The sequence below is a fragment of the Huijunlia imazamoxiresistens genome, from assembly GCF_037132455.1.
GTDB classification, from domain to species: Bacteria; Bacteroidota; Bacteroidia; order Chitinophagales; family Chitinophagaceae; genus Flavisolibacter; species Flavisolibacter imazamoxiresistens.
The window spans coordinates 36,281-57,782 of sequence record NZ_JBBBEI010000007.1; the positions used below are offsets into that span (position 1 = coordinate 36,281).

Below are 21,502 nucleotides of genomic sequence, written 5' to 3' on the forward strand. Positions count from 1 at the left end.
AAAAATTCATAAAATCCTCGTTTTCGTATCTAGATAAAGATGTATTAAAGTTCTAAGGCATAGCTTTGCAACTCAACAATAGATGGTCCGGCGGTCTCGTATCCTTTGATGAAACTTTGTATTAACCCAAACTTTTATAAGTAGGGTAAGGATATCATGAAAACACTAACTGTAAACCTCCAAAACTCATTGCTATGACTATGCGTAACCGCTTTTCTTTGTTTGGAACCCTTGTTGCCTCTTTGCTTCTTTCTGCCAGTTCCCAGGTGCATGCCCAGCACGATGTGTTCGACTACTTTGGACAGGGAACCTCTATCTCTGTAAATGCCCGCACAACACCCACAGGTCAGTATACGGATTTGGATCCGGGTGTTTTAAGCGGCGAACGGGACGTGAATTACACCTATACCGTTCAGGGTAATAATACCAATCCGCTCGACCAGGGTAAATATGGCGTATCGCTGGCCCTGGGCGGTGGCTGGTTTGACATGAGTGCAGGTTTGTTGGTGACCAGCACCAGGGTAAGAGTCACCTATGACGGCGTCGATGGGGACGCCACTAATGTAGCTACGAACCTTATGGCTCCCACGAGCTTGTATGGGTACAGCGACATCGGTTTTATTTTTGAGCGCCCTGTCGCTGCAGCTTTAACCGGCTCGAATACGTTCACGATTACGGTTAGGGCCTATACCAGCGCTACCCAGTTTTCCCTGTTCGATACCGTAATCAGCAGCAATGCCGCCTCCACACAAACGCTCCAGCGTGTTTCCCTGAGCAGGGAGCGGGCACATGGTTCCGCAGGTAGTGTAGACTTCGGCAATGTGAAAGCGATCCAGACTGAATTTTATTCCAATCAGCCAGGCATCAAATACCGGGTGATGATGCTGTATAAGTTTTCAGAAAATGCCTTCCCGCTGCCGGTGACCTTCGGGTATATCAAGGGCTTGTCGGAAGACGGCGCCAATAAACTGTCCTGGCAAACCCAAACCGAAACCGACAATAAAGGCTTCGAGGTGCAGCGCAAAAATGCCGATGGCAGCTTTTCCACGATCGGTTTTGTTCCGGCCAGCACCCAGTCGGGCGTGGCGAACGCGTATGCTTATACCGATCTGTCGGCCCCTTCGGGTACTTCTTACTACCGGCTGAAGCAATTGGATTTTGCCGGAACCTTCGAATACAGCCGCACGATTGCGGTGAATAATTCCCGCACCGCCGCCGGCCTGTCGTTCAGCGTTTATCCCAACCCGGCCGTGGGCAGCGACCACTTAAAAGTATCCCTGACCGGCAACCAGGGCCCGGTAAGCTTTACCCTGGTCGACGTAATGGGCAAATCGATCCGCAACTGGACAAAAGGCAATTACAACCAGCTGAACCTGGGTGGTCTGCAGCGCGGACTGTATTTCCTGAGGGCACAGGATCAGGCCGGACAGCAGGTAGCCGTTCACAAACTGAACATTTACTAATAAATTACCCGAAATCAAAAAGCCGAAAGCCTTCACTGCTGTGAAGGCTTTCGGCTTTTTGGCGCTGCGGACGGCAGCCGCTGCTCAATCCCCCGGGCGGCGGTCGGTCTGTTTTTCCCGGGCCTTGCGTACCATTGCCTGTAATTTGTTTACGGTCGAGTCGATCGCCTGTTCAAATTCGGCGGCGCTTTCCTTCACAAAATGGTCGTTGCCGGGAACTTCCAGGCGAATTTCGCAATACGTATTGGGCGTAGCCCGGTCCGGACCCAGGTAAAGGATCACATTGGCCCGTACGATATGATCATTAGGGGTAATCTTTCCCAGCTTTTCCCGCACATATTCCTCCAGTGCCGCCCCTGCCTTAAATCCAAGGGATTGAATGATAATATCCATAATGCTTTTTTCTCTTCCGTTACCATTATCATACCATAAGAGCACCGGTCAGGGGGTACAAGTTTATGGGTTCAGGAGTTGGGGGAGGGAGTTCCGAGAAAAATCCCCATTCAGCCCGTATCTTTGAACACCTGCAAAACATACCGTATGATCGAAGAAAAGAGCCTGAATTTTATCGAGGAAATAATTGACGAAGACCTGAAAGGCGGAAAACATAAATCCATTATCACCCGTTTTCCCCCCGAGCCCAACGGCTACCTGCATATCGGTCATGCCAAAAGCATCTGCCTCAACTTTGGCCTGGCCCGGAAATACGGGGGCTATACCAACCTTCGTTTTGACGATACCAATCCCGTGACCGAGGAAACCGAATACGTGGAAAGCATCCGGGAAGACGTAAAATGGCTGGGCTTTGAATGGAAAAACGAGCTCTACGCCTCCGACTATTTTGAGCAGCTGTACGAATTTGCCGTTAAGCTGGTCCGTAAGAACCTGGCCTACGTGGACGACTCCACCCCCGAGGAGATCGCCGACATGAAAGGCTCGCCCACCGAACCCGGCAAGGCCAGCCCCTACCGCGGCCGCAGCATCGAGGAGAACCTGCGCCTGTTTGAAGAGATGCGGGCGGGCAAATACCCCGACGGCGCCAAGGTGCTGCGGGCCAAGATCGACATGACCCATCCCAACATGCACATGCGCGACCCCATTATCTACCGCATCAAGCATGCCCACCACCACCGCACCGGCGACAAGTGGTGCATCTACCCCATGTACGATTTTGCCCACGGCCAGAGCGATTCCATCGAACACGTCACCCACTCCGTTTGTACGCTGGAGTTTATTCCCCACCGCGAGCTGTACGAATGGTTTATTGATAAGCTGGAGATTTTTCCCTCGCACCAGTACGAGTTTGCCCGCCTGAACCTTACCTATACGGTCATGAGCAAGCGCAAGCTGCTGCAACTGGTACAGGAAAAGCACGTGGAGAGCTGGGACGATCCCCGCATGCCCACCATCAGCGGCCTGCGCCGCCGCGGCTACACGCCCGAATCGCTGCGCGACTTCTGCGACCGCATCGGGGTGGCCCGCCGCGAAAACCTCATCGATGTGGGCCTGCTGGAATTCTGCGTGCGCGAACACCTCAATAAAGTGGCCCTGCGCCGCATGGTGGTCTTCGACCCGCTGAAGGTGGTGATCACCAACTACGAGGGTGGCGTGGAAATGCTGACCGGTGAGGACAACCCCGAAGATCCCAACAGCGGCAGCCGGGAAATTCCTTTCGGCCGCGAACTCTACATCGAGCGGGAAGACTTTATGGAAAACCCGCCCAAGAAGTTCTTCCGCCTGTATCCCGGCGGTATGGTGCGCCTGAAACACGCCTACATTATCCGGTGCGACGAAGTGGTCATTGACGAAAAAGGCGATATTGCCGAGCTGCACTGTACCTACATCCCCGAAAGCAAGAGCGGGGCCGATACCTCGGGCATCAACGTCAAGGGCACCCTGCACTGGGTGTCGGTTCAAAATGCCGTTACCGCCGAGATCCGCCTGTACGACCGCCTGTTTGTGATGGAAGACCCCAGCAACGAAGTGGGCGACTTCAAGGATTACATCAATCCCAAATCACTGCAGGTGATCCGGAACGCCTATGCCGAGCCGGCGCTGATGAACGCGAAGATGAACGAACGCTACCAGTTCCTGCGCAAGGGCTATTTTACCCTGGATACCCGCGACACGTTTGGCCGCCTGGTATTCAACCGGACCGTCACCCTCAAAGACACCTGGGCCAAGGAAGTAAAGAAGGGATAGAAGGAAGACCTTCCGTTTCTATACCATAATATATATACCACCCCAAAGGTTGCCGCATCCCTGCGGCAACCTTTTTTTATTCCCGTTCCTGGACGGGGCCACTTGAATACAGGGGAACTTTGGAACTCTTGTTGCATAATGTTGCAGAACATTGCAATTTTCACCCTAAAATATAACCCATGAGCCTAGGATATTTTGCCTACCCGTTGCCGGCAAACGAGCCGGTGCACCAATATGCCCCGGGCAGCCCCGAGCGGGCGGCCCTGAAAAAAACGCTGGAAGAGTTGAAGGCCGCCCCGGCCGATATCCCCATGTATATTGGAGCGGAGGAGGTGCGCACCGGCAGGCGGGGCGTGCTGCGGCCGCCGCACGAAATTGCCCATACCCTGGGGCACTACCATGAAGGCGGCGAAGCGCATGTGCACCAGGCCATCGGGGCGGCCCTGGCCGCCCGGGCCGGCTGGGCTTCTTTGAGCTGGGAAAGCCGGGCGGGCATTTTTTTACGGGCCGCTGAGCTGATCGCCACCAAGTACCGCTACCTGATGAACGGCACCACTATGCTGGGGCAGAGCAAGAACGTGTTCCAGGCCGAGATCGACAGCGCCTGCGAACTGATCGACTTCCTGCGCTTCAACGTGCATTTCCTGGGCGAAATCTATAAGCAACAGCCCATCAGCGGCCCGGGCATGCACAACCGGCTCGAGTGGCGCCCCCTGGAAGGTTTTGTGCTGGCCATCACCCCTTTCAATTTTACCGCCATTGGCGGCAACCTGCCCACGGCCCCCGCCCTCTGCGGCAACGTGGTGGTGTGGAAGCCTGCCCATACCCAGATCTATTCCGCCCAGATGTTTATGCGTATTTTAAAGGAAGCGGGCCTCCCCGACGGCGTCATCAACCTCATTTACGTGGACGGTCCCGTGCTGGGGCAGGTGTGTTTCGGGCACCGCGATTTTGCCGGCGTGCATTTTACCGGCTCCACCGGCGTCTTCAACCAGATGTGGAAGACCATTGGCGAGAACGTGGGCCGCTATAAGAACTATCCCCGCATCGTGGGGGAAACCGGCGGAAAGGATTTTGTGCTGGCGCACCGCACGGCCGACCCGCAGGTGGTGGCCACCGCCCTGCTCCGGGGCGCCTTCGAGTACCAGGGACAGAAATGTTCGGCGGCCTCCCGGGCCTACCTGCCCTCCAATATAGCCCCCGAGGTAAAGCGGCTGCTGGTGGAGGGGGTCCGCTCGTTCCGCATGGGAGGGGTGGAGGATTTCGAGAACTTTATCAATGCCGTCATCGACGAAAAAAGCTTCGACCGGATCGAAACCTACCTGCGCAACGCCCGCAACGATCCGAAGGTTACCTTCCTGGCAGGGGGCGGGTGCGACAAAACCAGGGGCTACTTTATCGAGCCCACCGTACTGGAAGTTTCCGACCCCGGCTCGGTGACCATGTGCGAGGAGATCTTCGGTCCCGTGCTGTCGCTCTATGTGTACGACGAGCACGGCTTCGACGATGTCCTGTCGCTGGTGGACACGACCTCGCCCTATGCCCTTACCGGGTCGATCATTGCCGGCGACCGCCAGGCGGTGGAAACGGCTACCGAGCGGCTGCGGTATGCCGCCGGCAATTTTTACATCAATGACAAGCCTACCGGTGCGGTGGTGGGACAGCAGCCCTTTGGCGGCGCCCGGGCCAGCGGCACCAACGACAAGGCGGGATCGCAGCTGAACCTGTACCGGTGGCTGAGCGCGCGGGTGATCAAGGAAACCTTCGTTGCACCTACGGATTACCGTTATCCTTTCCTGAGGCCCGAAAGTGGCGGGCTATAATCGGTTAGGCAAAAACGTGAAAAGCAGCGGACTTGTGTGGAAGTTTCTGCACTTTATGTGTGGAGCAACTGCAAAGGAGGGTGCTGGCGTAGGTTGTGCACACTGGAAATTTTGCCGTTTTTATCCATTTGTGCCGGCAAGTTATCCACATTTGCGCTCTTTTTTAAGCTCATCAGTATTGCGGCCTCTAATTTGTATCAGTGCGCGAAAACCACGAAGATGAAAAAAATCAGCTTTATAGCTTTGTTGTTTGCAGGGCTCTCCGCGCAGGCGCAATTAGACGGTAAGTTAGGCGTGAAGGGCGGCCTTAACCTTTCCTCCATTAAAGGCCTGGGGGCCTCCTCCAGCTCCAAGGCCGGGCTGCACCTTGGCCTGTTGAGTCATTTACATATTGCTCCCGAATGGTCGCTGCAACCCGAAGTCATGTATTCCAACCAGGGCGCTACCTACAAATCCGGGGGCGAAGAACATAACCTGGCGCTGCATTACATCAACATTCCCATACAGTTGCAGTACATGTTTAATAACGGCTTCCGCCTGCAAACCGGTCCGCAACTGGGCTTACTGGTAGACGTAACCGATAAAGTGGACGGCGAAGATCAAACCACCCACCTGACTTCCGACTACTTTAAAGTGCCCGATGTATCCTGGACCTTTGGCACGAGCTACCTGACCTATTCGGGCTTCGGACTGGACGCCCGCTACAACCTCGGGCTCAGTAAGATCAATGATAAAGGCACGGGTACGCTGAAAAACAGCGTATGGCAGTTCGGTGTATTTTACCTGTTTGACCACAAACATAAAGCCCATTCGCGCTAGAATGGGGAAATTGTTGTGAATAACTTAATCAAGGACCGTTTCAGAACGGTCTTTTTTTTGTAACATACCCGGAAAAAAGGTTATATGAAAAAGATCAGCTTTCTTTTCCTGTGTTTTCTTTCGGCCCTGTTTGTGCAAGCTCAGAACGAAACTAAATTAAGAACGGATGCGGAAACAAAGCCCCGCTTCGGGCTCAAGGCCGGTGTGAACCTGGCAGAGTTTCATGCTTCCGAAAGGCCTGCCGGCTGGACGAACTACAATACCAACAGGAAAACAACTTTTTACGGAGGTCTCCTGCTGAACCTGCCGATTGGCAGCGTTCTGGCCATTCAGCCGGAATTGCTCTATTCCGGAGCCGGCAGCAAGGTAGCCTTTACACCGACCATGGGCAGCAGGGTTTCCCTGGAGCAGGACCTCAGTTATTTAACGCTGCCGGTAATGATACAGCTGCGTTCCCCATCGGGCTTCTTTGCCGAAATTGGTCCCCAGCTGGGTTACCTGCTGAAAGCGCAAAACGATGGCGCCGCCCCTTACAATGGCGATATCAAGGATAACCTCGATAAGATTGATTTTGCCGCCAATGGCGGTATCGGGTATACCAGCCGCGTAGGCCTGGGCGTCAATGCCCGCTATAGCTGGGGCCTGGCCGACATTATCGACGACAATAATTCCGGCGGTGGCAAAATACGGAACCGTGGCATCCAGATCGGATTGTTTTATGTGCTGGGCGCAGGCCAGTAATATTATGTATATCTCCAGGAAAAAGCCGGGTAGTTCCCGGCTTTTTTCGTTTAGGCGGGGCCGGTTGGCACACCTAAAAAGGTGAATACCTATTTTTATAAAAATTTCTTGTATTGAAAACCATATTAGCGCAACAGCAAATGTCTCTGGCCATTAAACGCCTGGCCAACCAGATCCTGGAGAACCACGTCCACATGGAGAACACGGTGGTGATCGGCATCCAGCCAAGAGGAATTTATTTATCCGACCGGATCGTTTCCGAGATCCGCAAGGAGGTGGGGCAGAATGCCCTTCAATACGGGAAGCTGGACATTACCTTTTACCGCGACGATATCCGCGACGGCATCCATGTGCCCAACCATACCGACATTTCTTTTTCCATCGAGGGCCGCAACGTCATCATCATCGACGACGTGCTGTATACCGGCCGCACCATCCGTGCCGCCCTGGACGCCCTGATGGATTTCGGCCGCCCCGCCAAGGTGGAGCTGCTGGTGCTGATCGACCGGCGCTACAGCCGCGAACTGCCCATCCAGTCCGACTATACCGGCCGCACCATCGACTCCATCGTGTCGCAGCGCGTAAAGGTGCGGTGGCAGGAAAAGGACGGTGGGGACGAGGTGGTGCTGCTGGACGAAGAATAGGGATACTTTATATATACTTACAAAAGGGTTAAGGAGGGTAAGCATGCTCCTTAGCCCTTTTTGTTTTACGCCAACCTACCTGTCTCTCCCAAGGCACAGGGCAATAACCTGCAACTTTCTGCAATTTTCTGCAGGCAAATAAGCGGGCAAAAACAGGCAAAAATGGCCTGCAAAATATCCTGAAATCCCGTTTTTGGCGCCGCCAACCCCCGAAGGCCTTAACCGGGACCGTTAGTTGGCTGTTTCATTTTATTGCATAGTGTATCTGTTTATTTCAAATTATTGCATTTAAAATTTTGCTTAATCTTTCAAATTATTGCAAATAGTTTCGTAGACTGGCAAAATATTGCATAAATCTTCAATTTATTTCAAAAAATTTCATGGCTTTTTGCGTCTGGACTTACCAACGAAATGCAATAACCTATACCTTTAGCCCCGGAGGAACATTCCATGTTTTCGAAGGAAGAAATAAGAGATTTATTCCATAAAGGATTTCAAACACAGGCCTACAAGGCCATTATTTCTGAGCATCAGGCAACCTTCGAAAAGTTTGACTTCCGGGTAGCATTTGAGAAGCTGAAAGAGGAGTTGGAGCTACCCATCGAACGCAACCGGCTGTATATGCTGTACTGGCGTAAAAAAGGAAAGCAACGGGAAAAGAAAATACCCGTTGACGTGCGGCCTTCAGTTGCCCTGGCTCCTGAAAAGCGGGAAGACAAAATTTCCCTGGTTCTGGAAAAACGGGAAGAGAAAAGTGAAAGCAAGGATGCGCTGGCAGCTCGGTTGGAAGAAATGGAGAACGGGGAAATGGCGGCAAAAAAGAAGAAGTGGAATTTTTAAACTTTTAAATATAAACAAAACTCAAGATGAAAAAAGTTAGTTTCATTTGCCAGGCCAAAGGTGGCGCCGGCAAATCCGTTCTTACCTTTCTGCTTGCCTCCAAATACCAAGACGCGGTTATCCTGGACATGGACGACGCTACGCTGACGACCATGCAACAACTGGAATACCGCAGCCCTGCCCTGGTTTCCTTCCTGAATGCCAACAAAACCATCGACCGCGGTCTGTTTTCCGACTTCATCGAACAGATCGCCGGCCACCACAAGGATCATTTCATCTGCGACCTGGGCGCCTCCATCTCCGAGCAGCTGCCCCAGTACTTCCTCGACCTGGATGCCGCCAGCCTCAATGAGCTGCTGCGCGAACATGGCATCGAGCTGGAACTGGTATGCGTTGTCGGCGGCGGTAACATTTTTACCTCTTCTGTTCGCTATCTTCGCGAACTGATCGGCGCTACCGGCGGCAACTTCCGCATCATCGTAGCCCAAAACCTGTACTATGCCATGGACAACGAACAGGAAGGTCTGCTGCAGGAAGTGCTGAACGAAGGTAGGAGAGACACCATCTCCCTGACCTCCTTCACCATTTCGCAGGATACCAACGTGAGCACCCAGGAGCGCATCAAAAAGGTTTTGAAAAGCGGTAAAGGCATCCACGAAGCGCCGGCCTTTTCCAAGATTTACTTCAACAAAGCAGTAAGCAACCTGCAGTTATAATTATGACGGAGACCCAGAAGAAAGAGTTTTTGGCGGTTTTGATCAAGGATTACGGGGTGCAGATCGGCAAGGAAGACGAGATCCTGCCCATCCTGCACCTGATGTACCAGATGGTGTACCAGCACAAAGGGATCGTGGCGCAACAGGAAGAAACCATCAAAGGTTTCGAGCAGTTGCTGAAGGAAACCAAAACCCGCCTGGAAATTCTTTCCGCTCAGGTTCAACAACAGGAAAATAGTCACAGTGTCCCTTCTTCGGAAGGGGCACTTAAGTTTCTCGGCATCCCGCTCCGCCTGCGGATCCTGGTGCTGATGAACGTGGTGGTGCTTTTTCTGCTGCTGCTGGGGCTCCTGGTTTTTGCCCTCTGGTGGGCCCGGTAAAGGAGTTATGCCCATTTGTTTCTTATGTGCTCAATTCCTTTATCTTTGATTTTTAATGACGCTTTCCACTCGACATCTCCTTGGGATAAAGGATCTGACGCCGCAGGATATCAGCCTAATTTTACAGACGGCGCAGCAGTTTAAAGAAGTTTTGCAACGGCCCATTAAAAAGGTGCCTTCTCTCCGCGACGTAACCATCGTCAATTTATTCTACGAGAATTCCACCCGCACCCGGATCTCCTTCGAACTGGCGGAAAAACGCCTGTCAGCCGATACCATCAATTTTGCCGCTTCGGGCTCCTCGGTTTCCAAAGGAGAGACCCTGCTCGATACCGTCAACAACATCCTGTCCATGAAGGTGGACATGGTGGTGATGCGGCACAGCGCCAGCGGGGCACCTCACTTCCTGGCCAAACACATCCCCGCGGCCATCATCAACGCCGGCGACGGCATCAACGAACATCCCACCCAGGCCCTGCTCGACGCCCTCTCCATTTTGGAAGTGCACAAAACCCTCGAAGGGGTGAAGGTGGCCATCATCGGCGACATCATGCACAGCCGGGTAGCCCAGAGCAATATTTACCTGCTCAAGAAGATGGGCGCCGAAGTCATCGTTTGCGGTCCGCCCACCCTCATCCCCAAATATATTGCCGAGGCTTTTGACGTAGGGGTGGAGTACAACCTGAAAAAAGCGCTGCAGTGGTGTGACGTCGCCAACGTGCTCCGCATCCAGCTGGAACGGCAGAACCAGGTGCTGTTCTCCTCGCTGCGCGAGTACAACCTGGCCTACGGCATCAGCCGGAAGCTGCTCGACAGCTTGTCGAAAGAGATCACTATCATGCACCCCGGCCCCATCAACAGGGGAGTGGAGCTCGACAGTGACGTGGCCGACAGCGACCAATCCATCATCTTGCAGCAAGTGGAGAACGGCGTAGCCGTCCGCATGGCCGCCCTGTACCTGCTTTCGAACCGGCAGCAATAAGCAAATCACCTAAAACCCTTCGGTATGCAACAGCGAATCGCTCTTTTCCCGGGTACGTTCGACCCCATTACCCTCGGACACCTGGATATTATCGAGCGCGCCCTGCCTTTATTTGATAAATTGTATATAGGTATTGGGTTGAACAGCAATAAGATGCCCATGTTTTCAGCCGAGCAGCGTATTTTATGGCTGAAGGAGCTGTTCCAGGGCGATTCCCGGGTGGAAGCCCTGGTGTACGAAGGCCTGACCGTGGACTGCTGCAAGCGGATCGGCGCCCGCTATATTGTCCGGGGCATTCGCTATGTCAATGATTTTGAGTACGAAAAGGCGATCGCCGACATGAACCGGAGCCTGGACGGGCAGATCGAAACGGTGTTTCTGACCTGCCTGCCCAAGTTTACCTCCGTAGCTTCCACGCTGGTGCGCGACGTGATCCGTTATGGGGGCGATGTATCGCCCTTTGTGCCGGAACAGGTGCTCAAAAGCATTGTGCAGCGGCCGAAAGTGGTGTAGGTCGTTATTTTTTCGGTTCCAGCAGGGGAGCGGCCGTCTTCAGCACATCCACGATCGACGGAAAGGTATTTTCCAGGTAAGGCCCTAATTCGGAGGGCTTTACCCATTCACATTTTTCAATATCTTCTTCAGTTTGCGGCGTCAGCACCTGGTCGTGCGGCGTCCGCATCAGGTACCAGTGCGATTCCTTCAGCACTTCCCGCTGCTGCCAGGGGTCGAAGTAAGCGTGGTACGTAATGCAGAGCGGCCGTTCCAGGCTGATCTGTTCCATGCCGGTTTCCTCCTGCACTTCCCGCAGGGCGCAGGCGTCCAGCGCTTCGCCTTCATCCAGCTTTCCCTTGGGTAAATCCCACTTTTTTCTCCTGAAAATCAATAAGATATGGTTCTCGTCGGAATGTACGAGGCCGCCGGCCGCCTGGATCAGGGGCCGCTGCTGCGTCAGGCTGCGCCAAAGCTCATCGGGGGAGGAGTGGAGCAGGATAGCGGCCCGTGGGGCGGTGCCCTGCAGTTGCCGGATGGCCTCGTTAACTGCTTCAGCCCCAGGATTTTGCAGCACCAGCGTACTGCTGTCGTCCGCGTAGGGCTTCATTTCCGCGGTCAGTGCGTCGGAAAGGAAGAGCGGGTTGTTGCCGAAATAGATTTTTTTGTGCATCCGCAAATGTAACCCCCTAAACTTGTAAACTTCCTACTTTCGCAGCATGACAGACGCCGTTATTACCGCCGAAAAGCTGCTTCAGATTGAGGCAGTACGCCTGAGCCCGGAACAACCGTTCACCTGGGCCAGCGGATGGAAGAGCCCGATCTATTGCGACAACCGCAAGATCCTTTCCCATCCTTTTATTCGCGACTACATCAAAAGCGAGTTGTGCAACGTGGTTTTTGAAAAATTTGCCGATGCCGAGCTCATTGCCGGGGTGGCCACCGCCGGCATTGCCTGGGGCGCCCTGATAGCCGACCAGCTGAAGTTGCCCTTCATTTACGTGCGGCCCAAACCCAAGGAACACGGGCTGGGCAACCAGATCGAGGGTCAGTACACCGCCGGCCAGAAAACCGTGGTGATCGAAGACCTGGTATCTACCGGCAAAAGCAGCCTGCAGGTGGTGGACGTGCTGCGTCAAAGCGGGCTCGACATCCAGGGCATGGTTTCCATTTTCAACTACCAGTTTGAGGCCGGCCAGGTTGCTTTCGAAAAGGCCGGTATCCAGCTGTACTCCCTGACCGACTATCCCACCTTGCTGCAACTGGCCGAAAAGAAGGGGATCGTCCAACCCAGCCAGCAGGAGGTTTTGTTAAATTGGAGAAAGGACCCGGCCTCTTGGACAGGGCTTTCTTAAATTTAGGTTCAAATCAAACCATCATGAAAAGACTCCTGTTCCTTTTATTTTCCATTTGCCTGTTTTCCTTTGCTTCCCGGGCCCAGACCAAGGCGGTGCAAACCGTCAAGATCAGCACCCCGACCGTCCAGTGCGAGAGCTGTAAAAAGAGGGTGGAAACCTACCTGAAGCGTTATGATGGCGTCCTCAGCGCTACCGTAAACGTGAAGAAAAAGGAAACCACTGTCAAGTTTGCTTCCGACCGGATCAACCAGGAGGAGGTAAAAACGGCCATTGCCAATGCCGGGTATGATGCGGCCGAAATCACCGCCAACCCGGATTCATACAACCGCCTGCCTAAATGCTGTAAAAAGCCCGAAGACGGCGGCGGCATGAAATAGGGAGAATTAGAAAATAAATTATATAAAAAAACCCGGCTTCGTGCCGGGTTTTTTTATAGCCGTACGTCCAGGCGGTGCTTGCCCTGGTAGGTAAATGGCCGGGTCAGGAACACGCCGCCCTTGCCCACTTTTACCAGGCCGACAGCCCGGATCGGCACCTCCCGGTTCGCCAGGTCGTTGATATTCAGGGACATCAGGGTCATCAGTGGGATCGCGCCTGTAAACGAAATCGAGAATTCTTCCTTTTTTCCCACCGCTACATCCTGGTCCTGGGTGAATTTTCCTACGAAGGTGGAGTCGATATAAAAGTCGGCTGCTGCCTCTTTGACAGTAACTCCGAAGTTATTAGGGTTATAATAAGTTACTGAAAACCCTATGTCCGTTTGGGACAATCCTGCCTTTTTTACCTCAAAACTGTTCAGCTTCCGGAACTCAGGTTCCTGGACCTTGCCACAGGAGGCAACCATAAGCCAACTCCCCAAAAACAGGGGAAAAACCTTTCTATAAATCATAAGCGCCATTTCTACAAAGATAGAACCTGCATCCCCAAAATTTAAGGGAAACAAAACCTATGATTTCCTCTGCTAAAAATATTGGTTTTTTCAAAAAGGATGACTTTATACTAAATACTATTATTATTAGTAACATAGGAGCATCCCAATAAATTGATATAAAGTTAATTATGGCTTATAATCAGGACTTTATACAAATCAAAAGGAATGGAAAATATTCATTTTAAATACCTTTTAAACAAAACGAACTAATCCTAAATATTTATGTATAAATATCTCATTTTGAACCGTGGAACATACTCATTGAATATAAAATAACAAATACCTAGTTTTATAAAGATTTTAGCTTGAGTAAAGATTCTAAAATCCCTGTTTTAAGGGTTATTTTTCGGGAACTGAGCAGATCTATGGGAAAATGAATTCCAGGCCATTTATGGGGATATTGCTTGAAAACTTACTGCCGGGCCGGCTCGCAGGAAGAAACAGCGGAAGGTTTAAGGAGAAAGTAAGCGCCCACTTGTTCGCTCATCCCCTACCCACAAGCTGAGCAGTAATGAAAAGGCCGGGTTGGAACGTCTGGAAGTAACAGATGACTAAGTGTAGTATTCGGACAGAATGGCGGTAGGGGAAGAGGGTTGGCCAGAACCTCTGCCGGCCAAGTGCACCGGAGTACCTGGAAGAAACAAAACGGAGGGTAGGGTGGCCCTGGCCGGAAGGTATCCACCCTGGCCGGAAGGTGGTCGATTCCTGCGGCAGCAAGCCCGCTCAGTGCGGGGTGTCTGTAAGCCTTTGGGGAATGGGGAAGAAGGGGGCAGGCAAAGTCGACGGCTGCAGTCTTTTGCAGGAGTGGGTGAAAAAATATAATATATTGGTTTTGGCAATTTCTACCCTGTCCTTTTCTGTTTTGGCTTTCAGTAAAACTTTAGCGTGCTAATCATTTGATTCGCCGAATTTTAGTAAATTTTGCAGGTAGCAGGCTCAACTTCGCCTGCAGATTGTTGGCCTAACTTTTCCACTAATGCGAACTGCTTATTATTTTATCATCTTCCTGGTAGCCCTGGTCTTTTCTTGCCCGGCCCTGGCCCAGGACTTTTCCAATAAGGGAAAAGACTTCTGGATCGGCTATGGCAACCACGTCAGGATGTTTACGCCCAACCAGGCTGCCGAGAGCATGCAGCTGTATATTACTTCGGATGTCAACACATCGGGTAGAGTAGAGATCGCCAGCATCAACTTCAGCCAGAGCTTTACCATCACCGCTAACCAGATCACCACCATAGACATTCCCCGGGAGGCTGCCCTGCAGGATGACGGCCTGTTCGATCACGGCATTCACGTGACAGCCGCCCAACCGGTGGTCGTGTACAGCTTTATTTATGTAAACGCCGTCTCGGGGGCCACTCTCTGCCTGCCCACCGCTACCCTGGGCCGCGACTATTATTCGGTCAACTTTATCCAGCGGTCCAACGACCCCGATTCCTATTCCTACTTTTTCGTTATTGCTACCGACCCCGGCACCACCCGCGTAGAGATCACCCCCAGCACTCCCACCAAGGGCGGTAAAGCGGCGGGTGTCCCCTTTACGGTAGACCTCCGGCAGGGGCAGGTGTACCAGGTACTGGGTGCGGCCACCTCCCAGCTGACCGGCGAGGACCTGACCGGCTCGCACATCCGCTCGGTCAATACCGGCAGCGGCTGCAAGCGGATCGCCGTTTTTTCCGGTTCGGGAAAGATCCGGATCGGCTTCGCCCAGCAGAATACCTCCGACAACCTCTACCAGCAGATGTACCCCACGGCCACTTGGGGCAAGAAATTCATTGCCGTACCGGCCCTGGTGAATACCTACAACTATTTCCGGATCGTCAAGTCCGACCCTTCCGCCCGGGTGACCCTGAACGGCAACCCCCTGCTGGACGCCTCCTTTGTCAATAACTTTTACTACCAGTTCGGCTCCAGCACGCCCAGCGTCATCGAGTCCGACAAGCCCATCCTGGTGGCCCAGTACTTTACCACCAATGGGAACGATGGCAATCCCATCAATACCGGCGACCCCGAAATGATTTACCTCAATCCCCTGGAACAGACCATCGACCGGGTGACGCTCAACTCCATGCAGCCTTCCTCGGGCACCGCCATCCAGGAACATTACCTGAACGTTATCCTGAAGAACGACCCCAGGGCCATCGCCTCCTTTAAAATAGACGGGGTGCCCTACACCTCCTTTACCCCCGTGCCTGCCGATCCCCGCTACGCCTACCTGCGGGTGCCAACCACCCGGGGGACCCACAACGTTACCTGCGACACCGGCTTCAATATCATCTCCTACGGCTTCGGCAGGTACGAATCCTACGGCTATTCGGGTGGCACCAACCTGAAAGACCTCTACCAGTTCATTTCCATCCGGAACAAATACGCCACCGTGGATTACCCGGCCACCTGTGTGAACACGCCCTTCAGCTTTGCCATGACCTTCCCCTACCAGCCCACGCAAATGAAATGGGTCTTCAACGGCCTCTTCCCCGACGAGACCGTCGAGGCGCCGGTCTACGATTCCACCTGGGTGGTCAACGGCAAGCAGTTGTACCAGTACCGGCTGAACAAGACCTATACCTTCCCGGTCACGGGTACCTACCCCGTCAGGGTGGTGGCCCAAAACCCTACCGTGGACGGCTGTACCGGCGAACAGGAGATCGATTACGACCTGCAGGTCATCAACCGGCCCCGGGCCAACTTTTCCATCGGCACCACCGGCTGCGCTAAGGACAACGTGCAGTTTGCCGACAGCAGCAACACCTTCGGCCGCCAGGTAATCCGCTGGACATGGGACCTGGGCGACGGTACCAAGGCCGCTGACGCCCGGCCGGCACATTTGTATGCGGACCGGGGCAGCTTCCCGGTCACCTATTCGTTCATCACCGACATCGGCTGCCTGTCCGATACCCTCACCAATACCGTAAAGCTCAGTGCCGACCCGGCCGCCCGGTTCAGCGTGGCGGCGCCCCATTGCATCGGGCAGCAACTTTCCTTTGTGGATGCCTCCACCTCCGAACTCCCCCTGGCCCGGTGGAGCTGGGATTTTGGCGACGGCAGCCCCGTCGTTACCACCTCCGGCGGCCCGGCCCCACGGCATGCCTACCAACAGGCCGGGACGTTTACGCCCACCCTGCAGGTACAAACGGAAACGGGCTGTACCAGCAGCCTCTTTGGATTTCCCCTGCCGGTGAAGCCCCTGCCGGTCGCCGCCTTTTCGTTCGGAAGCGCCTGCCTGCCCGGCGGCGCCCTCCAGTTTACCAACACCTCCACCATACCCGGCGGCACCCTGCCGGTCCTGAACTATACCTGGGACTTTGGCGACGGCAGCCAGGGCACCGACCGCAATCCCCTGCACCGCTACACCTCCACCGGTCCGTTTACCGTCTCCCTCCGGGTAGTTTCGGAAGGCGGCTGTGTAGACGACAGCGTGCAAACGGTGGGCACGGTCTACGACCAGCCGGTAGCGAAGTTTGCCGTCAATGCCCCCGAGGCCTGCCTGGGGGGGGCGTTGACATTCACCGATCAAAGCACCTCGGTAAAAAGCCCCCTGCGCCAGTGGCAGTGGACGGAGGCGGAGGGCTCCCTTTCCAGCCAGCAGCACCCGCAGATCACCTTTGCCACGGCCGGCACCAAGCGGGTGCAGCTGGTGGTGGTCTCGGAGGCCGGTTGCCCGTCCGCTGCTGCCAGCCTGCCCGTCACCGTAAATGCCCTGCCGGTGGCCGCCTTTGAAATCGCCGGCCCCGCCTGCGCCAACCGCGAGCTGCTGTTTACCGACCGCTCGGCTCCCTTGGCCGGCAGCCTCGTAAAATGGTCCTGGGCATTTGGCGACGGCGAGGTACAGGGAGGCAATTCCCCGGTGCGCCATACCTACACCGCCACCGGCCCCTATACGGCCACCCTGCAGGTGGAGACCGACAAGGGATGCGTGAGCCTGCCGGCCTCGAAAACCTTTACGGTAAACCCGGTGCCGGTTGCCGGCTTTGTGCTGCCTGCCAGCTGCATCGCGGATCCCTTTTCGCAGTTTACCGATACCAGCCGGATCTCCGATGGCTCGGAAGCGGCCTTTACCTACCTCTGGAACTTCGGCGATAAAAATGCCTCGCCCCAGGCCAATACATCCACCCTGAAAGCCCCGAAACATAAGTACAGCGTTACCGATACCTTTTACGTGGCGCAAACGGTGATCTCCAATGCGGGCTGCCGCGATACGGTTACCCAAAAATTCGTAGTGAACGGGTCCCGGCCGGTTTCGTCCTTTGCACTGAGCGTGCCAGAGCTGTGCAGTAACGGGGAGTTGCAACTGGAGGACCATTCCCGTGTGGACTTCGGTTATATTACCCGCCTGGAGATTGTATGGGATTCTTCGCGGATCCGTCCGTCGGTGAAAAGCGTTGTCGGCGATCCCGGTTCCGGCATCACCTACACCCACCGCTTTCCCGAGCTGTTCCGCCCGGAATCGCTGACGGATTCGGTCTACGTCATTGCCTGGTCGGGGCAGAGTTGCTTCAGCAGCTCGTGGAAGCCCCTGACCCTGAAAGCCATCCCGCAGCTGGCCTTTGCCCCCATTGACCCGGTTTGCGCCGACGGCAAGGCCTTCGAGCTGACCCAGGCCAGCCTGCTGAACGGGCTGGCGGGAACCGGCACGTACAGCGGTCCGGGGGTGAAAGGGGGCACCGCCACCTTTCAGCCCTTTGCCACAAGGCCCGGCCTGGATACCCTCACCTATACCTTCCGGGCCGACAACGGCTGCACCAATTCGTTGCAGCATACGGTGCGGGTGGGCCAGGCGCCGATGGCCGATGCGGGCAACGATGCCTATGTGCTGGAGGGTGGCTCCATCCGGCTCAACGGCCGGGGTGCCGGGCCGGGCGTTACCTACCAATGGTGGCCCACCCAGTTCATGGACTTAGCCCAGGCGCCTGCTCCCCGGGTTTCCCCCACCGACGACACCCGGTACCGGCTGACCGTTACTTCCTCGGAAGGCTGTACTGCCACGGATGAGGTGCAGGTCACCGTGCTGAAGAACCTGCGGATCCCCAACGCCTTTTCGCCCAACGGCGACGGGGTGCACGACCGCTGGGAGATCCCCAACCTGACCTCCTACCCGGGCGCCACCGTGGAAGTGTACAACCGCTACGGGCAGCTAGTGTTCCGGTCGAACGGCTACGGCCGGCCCTGGGACGGCACCTATAACGGCAACCCCGTGCCGGTAGCCACGTATTATTATATTATCCACCCCAAAAACGGACGGTCGCAAATGAGCGGGTTTGTGGACGTTATTCGCTGAGCCTATGAAGAAATGCTACCTGTCGCTGCTGGCCCTGCTGCTGCTGAACACCCTGGTGGCGCAGCAACGCCCGCATTATACCCAGTACGTCCTGAACAACTATATTCTAAACCCGGCCCTGACCGGCATCGAAAATTATACAGACATGAAGCTGAGCGTCCGCGACCAGTGGGTGGGACTGAAGGGCGCGCCGCAAACGGTCTACCTGTCCGTGCACGGGCCGATTGGTAAAAAGGACTATAAGACTTCGGCCACTTCGTTCCAGCCGCCGGGTGAGAATCCCCGCGGCACCGCTTATTGGGAAAGCTATACCGCCTCCGAGCCGCACCATGGCCTCGGCCTGTCGGTGCTCAATGACCGTACGGGGAACTTCAACCGCTTTACCGCCAACCTTTCCTATGCCTACCATATCGGGCTGAACCCCGTGACCAACCTGGCCGCCGGCTTTGCCGGAGGTATTACCAGCATCGGCCGCGACCAGCTGAAAACGGTGTTTGCCGACGGCACTTCGCTCGACCCGGCTGTGGCCAACACCAACTACCGCCGCCTGCGGCCCGACCTGAACGCCGGCCTCTGGCTGTACAGCCCTTCTTATTTTGTGGGGCTTTCCGCCCAGCAGGTGGTGCCCCTGAAGCTGAATTTTATTAATGATGCGGCTTATGACCAGGGAAAGCTGGTGCCGCACCTGTTTGCCACGGCCGGCTACCGCTACCTGCTGAATGAAGAGATCAATGCGCTGCCTTCGGTGATGCTGAAGTTTGTGCCGAATACGCCGGCGATGCCCCAGGTGGATGTGAACCTGAAGCTCCAGTACCTCGACCTGCTGTGGGCCGGCGGCAGCTACCGGGTAAAGGACGGCTTTGCCGCCATGCTGGGCCTGAATGTGGCCAATACCTTCCATATCGGCTATGCCTACGATTTTACCCGCACACCCCTGAATACCACCAACCGGGGTACCCACGAGCTGTTGCTCGGTTTTCTCATCAACAACCGCTTTGGCGATACCTGCCCGCGGAAAGTGTGGTGATTTGGGGCTTGGTTAATTGGTTAATTGGTTAATTCGGGACGGGAAATGCTTTAATAAAAAAGGGATACCGGTTTTTTTCCCAGTATCCCTTTTTGATTGCATTAGAATGGCTACCGCCTAATATCCCAATTAACCAATCCCTACAGCTTGATGACTTCTTTTCCTTCCTTCAACCCACGGAGGAGGTGCAGGTTGTTTTGAAGGGTGGCTTTCCGTTGCAGGAGGTCGGGGGAGGGAGCTGCAGGCGCGGTGCCGAAGGAATCGGCGGGAAGCCGGGTGGCTTTGTCCAGCTGGATGATTTCCTGTTCGAGGGCCGTTTCGAGGCTGTCGAGCCGGGCGGTAATGGCAGCGCCGGCCAGCCAGGCGTTGATGCGGGCCCAGTCAATTTTGTCATAGTCGGTTTTCAGCAATTGCTCCAAGGCTTTCCAGTCCACCTTGTCCACTTCCTGCAAATATTGCCGGCGGGCCGCTTCCTTTTCCTCGCTGGTCATACCATCGGCAATGGCGGTTTCCACTTCCTGCCAGTGTACGGTGGTCAGCACTTTCCTGGTGGCTTCCACGGTGGCGGTCACCTGCTTTTTCTCCTTCGGTGTTAAGGTGGCGCCGGCTTCCTCATAGCTCACCGGGAGCAGGGCGGGAGGCAGCTGCAGCACCTCCTCCTCCTCCGCTGCCACCGGCAGCGGGGCGGGGACGGGGGCGGTGGCTACCATTACGATCACTTTTTTTTCCGGGGCGGGAAGTTCTTTTTTTGCCGGGCTGGCAGCAGGGCGGCTGGCCTCTTCGCTCAGCAGGGAGAGCGGGTGAGTATAATGGCTGAAGGCCAATTGAGGCGCCTGGGGCACTTCGGGCCGGGGCTGCAGCAGCGCGTTCAGGGTAAGGATGCCCAGCACGGCGCCGGCCAGCAGGGCCAGGTGGTTCAGGCTGAAGGAAGGCTTTTTCTCCAGGCCGGCGATCCTTTCGATCCGCGCCAGCAGGCTTTTGCGGCCCGTGGCCCCCATGGCCAGGACCGGGGTGCGGGCCGATGCCCGTTCCAGGGTCAGCAGGGCCGACGCATAGCTGGCCTTGTCGTAGCCGAACTGCAGCACCAGCTCATCGCAGCAGTGTTCCCGTTCCCGCTCGGCCACCTGTAGGAACAGCCGGACAAAGGGATTGAAGTACAAAAGCGTTTGGGCAATGCTGAGAAAGAAGTTGACGAGGTAGTCGCGGCGACAGATATGCGCCAGTTCGTGCAGGATAATCGCTTCCACCTGTTGCAGGCTCAGTTGGTTCAGGCAGGCGACCGGCAGCAGGATCACCGGTTTCAAAAAACCGATCAGCACCGGCGAGGTGGTCCGTTCGGACAGGAAGAGCTGTACGGGTTGTTTCAGCCGGAACAGGGAGCTGGTCTTTTTAAGGAACAGCCGTTGTGCTACCGGGGCTTTTACCAGGCCCTGGGTTTTCAGCCGCTGCACAGAGCGCCAGTTGGCCAGCAGCCGGAAGGCCGGCACAAACAACAACAGCAGGTAGGTGAGGGAGGCGGCGGTCAGGCAAACCGTTACCAGGCCGGAAGAAGCGTTCCAGCGGAAGGGGAGCAGGGGCAGGCCCATGGGTTCTTCCTGCAGGTAACAGGCCAGGAAGGTAGTGCCGAACAGCACGAATCCGGTGGCAATGGCCGCTACGGCCAGGTTGTAGGCTGCCCGGGGGGACAGGCGTACCACCTGCCGCGCCGCTGCAAAACCGCACCACAGGAATGCCATTTGTCCGAGGCTGCTGATCATGGCCCAGCCCAGGGCCTGTAAGAAAAGCGATTGGCTTACCTCGTTCATG

At 55.3% G+C, this 21,502-nt stretch carries 19 protein-coding genes; 15 read left to right on the forward strand and 4 right to left on the reverse strand.

What is annotated here, in order from left to right; genetic code table 11:
- The first annotated feature begins 194 nt into the window (after positions 1 to 194).
- Positions 195 to 1,463: a T9SS type A sorting domain-containing protein gene (locus V9K67_RS10475; RefSeq protein ID WP_336722149.1), complete on the forward strand. Its 1,269-nt coding sequence runs from the start codon at positions 195 to 197 to the stop codon at positions 1,461 to 1,463.
- An 84-nt stretch (positions 1,464 to 1,547) separates the two neighbouring features.
- Here the strand turns inward: V9K67_RS10475 and V9K67_RS10480 are convergent, their stop codons facing one another.
- On the reverse strand, positions 1,548 to 1,856 hold the full coding sequence (locus V9K67_RS10480; protein WP_336722151.1) for an HPF/RaiA family ribosome-associated protein: 309 nt from the start codon (positions 1,854 to 1,856) through the stop codon (positions 1,548 to 1,550).
- A 147-nt stretch (positions 1,857 to 2,003) separates the two neighbouring features.
- On the opposite strand from V9K67_RS10480, the gene V9K67_RS10485 reads away from it, so the two are divergent.
- The 10 genes from V9K67_RS10485 (at position 2,004) to coaD (ending at position 11,123) form a co-directional block, all read left to right on the forward strand.
- Positions 2,004 to 3,665, forward strand: a complete 1,662-nt coding sequence (locus tag V9K67_RS10485; RefSeq protein WP_336722153.1) for a glutamine--tRNA ligase/YqeY domain fusion protein — start codon at positions 2,004 to 2,006, stop codon at positions 3,663 to 3,665.
- A gap of 179 nt (positions 3,666 to 3,844) precedes the next feature.
- Positions 3,845 to 5,488 (forward strand): L-glutamate gamma-semialdehyde dehydrogenase, encoded by a 1,644-nt coding sequence (gene pruA / locus V9K67_RS10490; RefSeq protein ID WP_336722155.1) that lies wholly within the window; start codon positions 3,845 to 3,847, stop codon positions 5,486 to 5,488.
- Positions 5,489 to 5,707: 219 nt separating this feature from the next.
- The gene (locus V9K67_RS10495; RefSeq protein ID WP_336722158.1) at positions 5,708 to 6,307 is read left to right on the forward strand and encodes a porin family protein; all 600 of its coding nucleotides are present in this window, start codon (positions 5,708 to 5,710) and stop codon (positions 6,305 to 6,307) included.
- Positions 6,308 to 6,391: 84 nt separating this feature from the next.
- Positions 6,392 to 7,048 carry a porin family protein gene (locus tag V9K67_RS10500; RefSeq protein WP_336722161.1) on the forward strand — a complete coding sequence of 219 codons (657 nt, stop codon included), beginning with the start codon at positions 6,392 to 6,394 and terminating at the stop codon, positions 7,046 to 7,048.
- A gap of 113 nt (positions 7,049 to 7,161) precedes the next feature.
- A complete protein-coding gene (gene pyrR / locus V9K67_RS10505; protein ID WP_336722163.1) occupies positions 7,162 to 7,692 on the forward strand; it encodes a bifunctional pyr operon transcriptional regulator/uracil phosphoribosyltransferase PyrR in 531 nt (176 codons plus the stop codon).
- A gap of 450 nt (positions 7,693 to 8,142) precedes the next feature.
- A complete protein-coding gene (locus V9K67_RS10510) occupies positions 8,143 to 8,532 on the forward strand; it encodes a hypothetical protein (protein WP_336722164.1) in 390 nt (129 codons plus the stop codon).
- A 26-nt stretch (positions 8,533 to 8,558) separates the two neighbouring features.
- Positions 8,559 to 9,248: a P-loop NTPase family protein gene (locus tag V9K67_RS10515; RefSeq protein WP_336722165.1), complete on the forward strand. Its 690-nt coding sequence runs from the start codon at positions 8,559 to 8,561 to the stop codon at positions 9,246 to 9,248.
- Between the two features lie 2 nt (positions 9,249 to 9,250).
- A complete protein-coding gene (locus V9K67_RS10520) occupies positions 9,251 to 9,628 on the forward strand; it encodes a hypothetical protein (protein WP_336722167.1) in 378 nt (125 codons plus the stop codon).
- 55 nt (positions 9,629 to 9,683) lie between these two features.
- Positions 9,684 to 10,610, forward strand: a complete 927-nt coding sequence (locus V9K67_RS10525; protein ID WP_336722169.1) for an aspartate carbamoyltransferase catalytic subunit — start codon at positions 9,684 to 9,686, stop codon at positions 10,608 to 10,610.
- Positions 10,611 to 10,634: 24 nt separating this feature from the next.
- Positions 10,635 to 11,123 (forward strand): pantetheine-phosphate adenylyltransferase, encoded by a 489-nt coding sequence (gene coaD, locus V9K67_RS10530; protein ID WP_336722170.1) that lies wholly within the window; start codon positions 10,635 to 10,637, stop codon positions 11,121 to 11,123.
- 4 nt (positions 11,124 to 11,127) lie between these two features.
- On the opposite strand, the gene V9K67_RS10535 is transcribed toward coaD, so the two are convergent.
- The gene (locus V9K67_RS10535; RefSeq protein WP_336722171.1) at positions 11,128 to 11,775 is read right to left on the reverse strand and encodes an NUDIX hydrolase; all 648 of its coding nucleotides are present in this window, start codon (positions 11,773 to 11,775) and stop codon (positions 11,128 to 11,130) included.
- A 46-nt stretch (positions 11,776 to 11,821) separates the two neighbouring features.
- Here V9K67_RS10535 and pyrE point away from each other — a divergent pair, with 46 nt between their 5' ends.
- Both pyrE and V9K67_RS10545 read left to right on the forward strand, forming a co-directional pair.
- Positions 11,822 to 12,457, forward strand: a complete 636-nt coding sequence (pyrE, locus tag V9K67_RS10540) for an orotate phosphoribosyltransferase (protein WP_336722172.1) — start codon at positions 11,822 to 11,824, stop codon at positions 12,455 to 12,457.
- A 23-nt stretch (positions 12,458 to 12,480) separates the two neighbouring features.
- On the forward strand, positions 12,481 to 12,837 hold the full coding sequence (locus V9K67_RS10545) for a heavy-metal-associated domain-containing protein (protein ID WP_336722173.1): 357 nt from the start codon (positions 12,481 to 12,483) through the stop codon (positions 12,835 to 12,837).
- A gap of 53 nt (positions 12,838 to 12,890) precedes the next feature.
- Here the strand turns inward: V9K67_RS10545 and V9K67_RS10550 are convergent, their stop codons facing one another.
- Positions 12,891 to 13,229, reverse strand: coding sequence for an LEA type 2 family protein (locus tag V9K67_RS10550; protein ID WP_336722174.1), 339 nt, complete (start codon positions 13,227 to 13,229; stop codon positions 12,891 to 12,893).
- Positions 13,230 to 14,367: 1,138 nt separating this feature from the next.
- Between V9K67_RS10550 and V9K67_RS10555 the strand changes: the two genes are divergently transcribed.
- Positions 14,368 to 18,669, forward strand: coding sequence for a PKD domain-containing protein (locus V9K67_RS10555; protein WP_336722176.1), 4,302 nt, complete (start codon positions 14,368 to 14,370; stop codon positions 18,667 to 18,669).
- A 4-nt stretch (positions 18,670 to 18,673) separates the two neighbouring features.
- Positions 18,674 to 19,696 carry a PorP/SprF family type IX secretion system membrane protein gene (locus tag V9K67_RS10560; RefSeq protein ID WP_336722178.1) on the forward strand — a complete coding sequence of 341 codons (1,023 nt, stop codon included), beginning with the start codon at positions 18,674 to 18,676 and terminating at the stop codon, positions 19,694 to 19,696.
- A 140-nt stretch (positions 19,697 to 19,836) separates the two neighbouring features.
- Here V9K67_RS10560 and V9K67_RS10565 read toward each other — a convergent pair whose 3' ends face one another.
- Positions 19,837 to 21,501, reverse strand: a complete 1,665-nt coding sequence (locus V9K67_RS10565) for a M56 family metallopeptidase (protein ID WP_336722180.1) — start codon at positions 21,499 to 21,501, stop codon at positions 19,837 to 19,839.
- Position 21,502 lies beyond the last annotated feature (1 nt).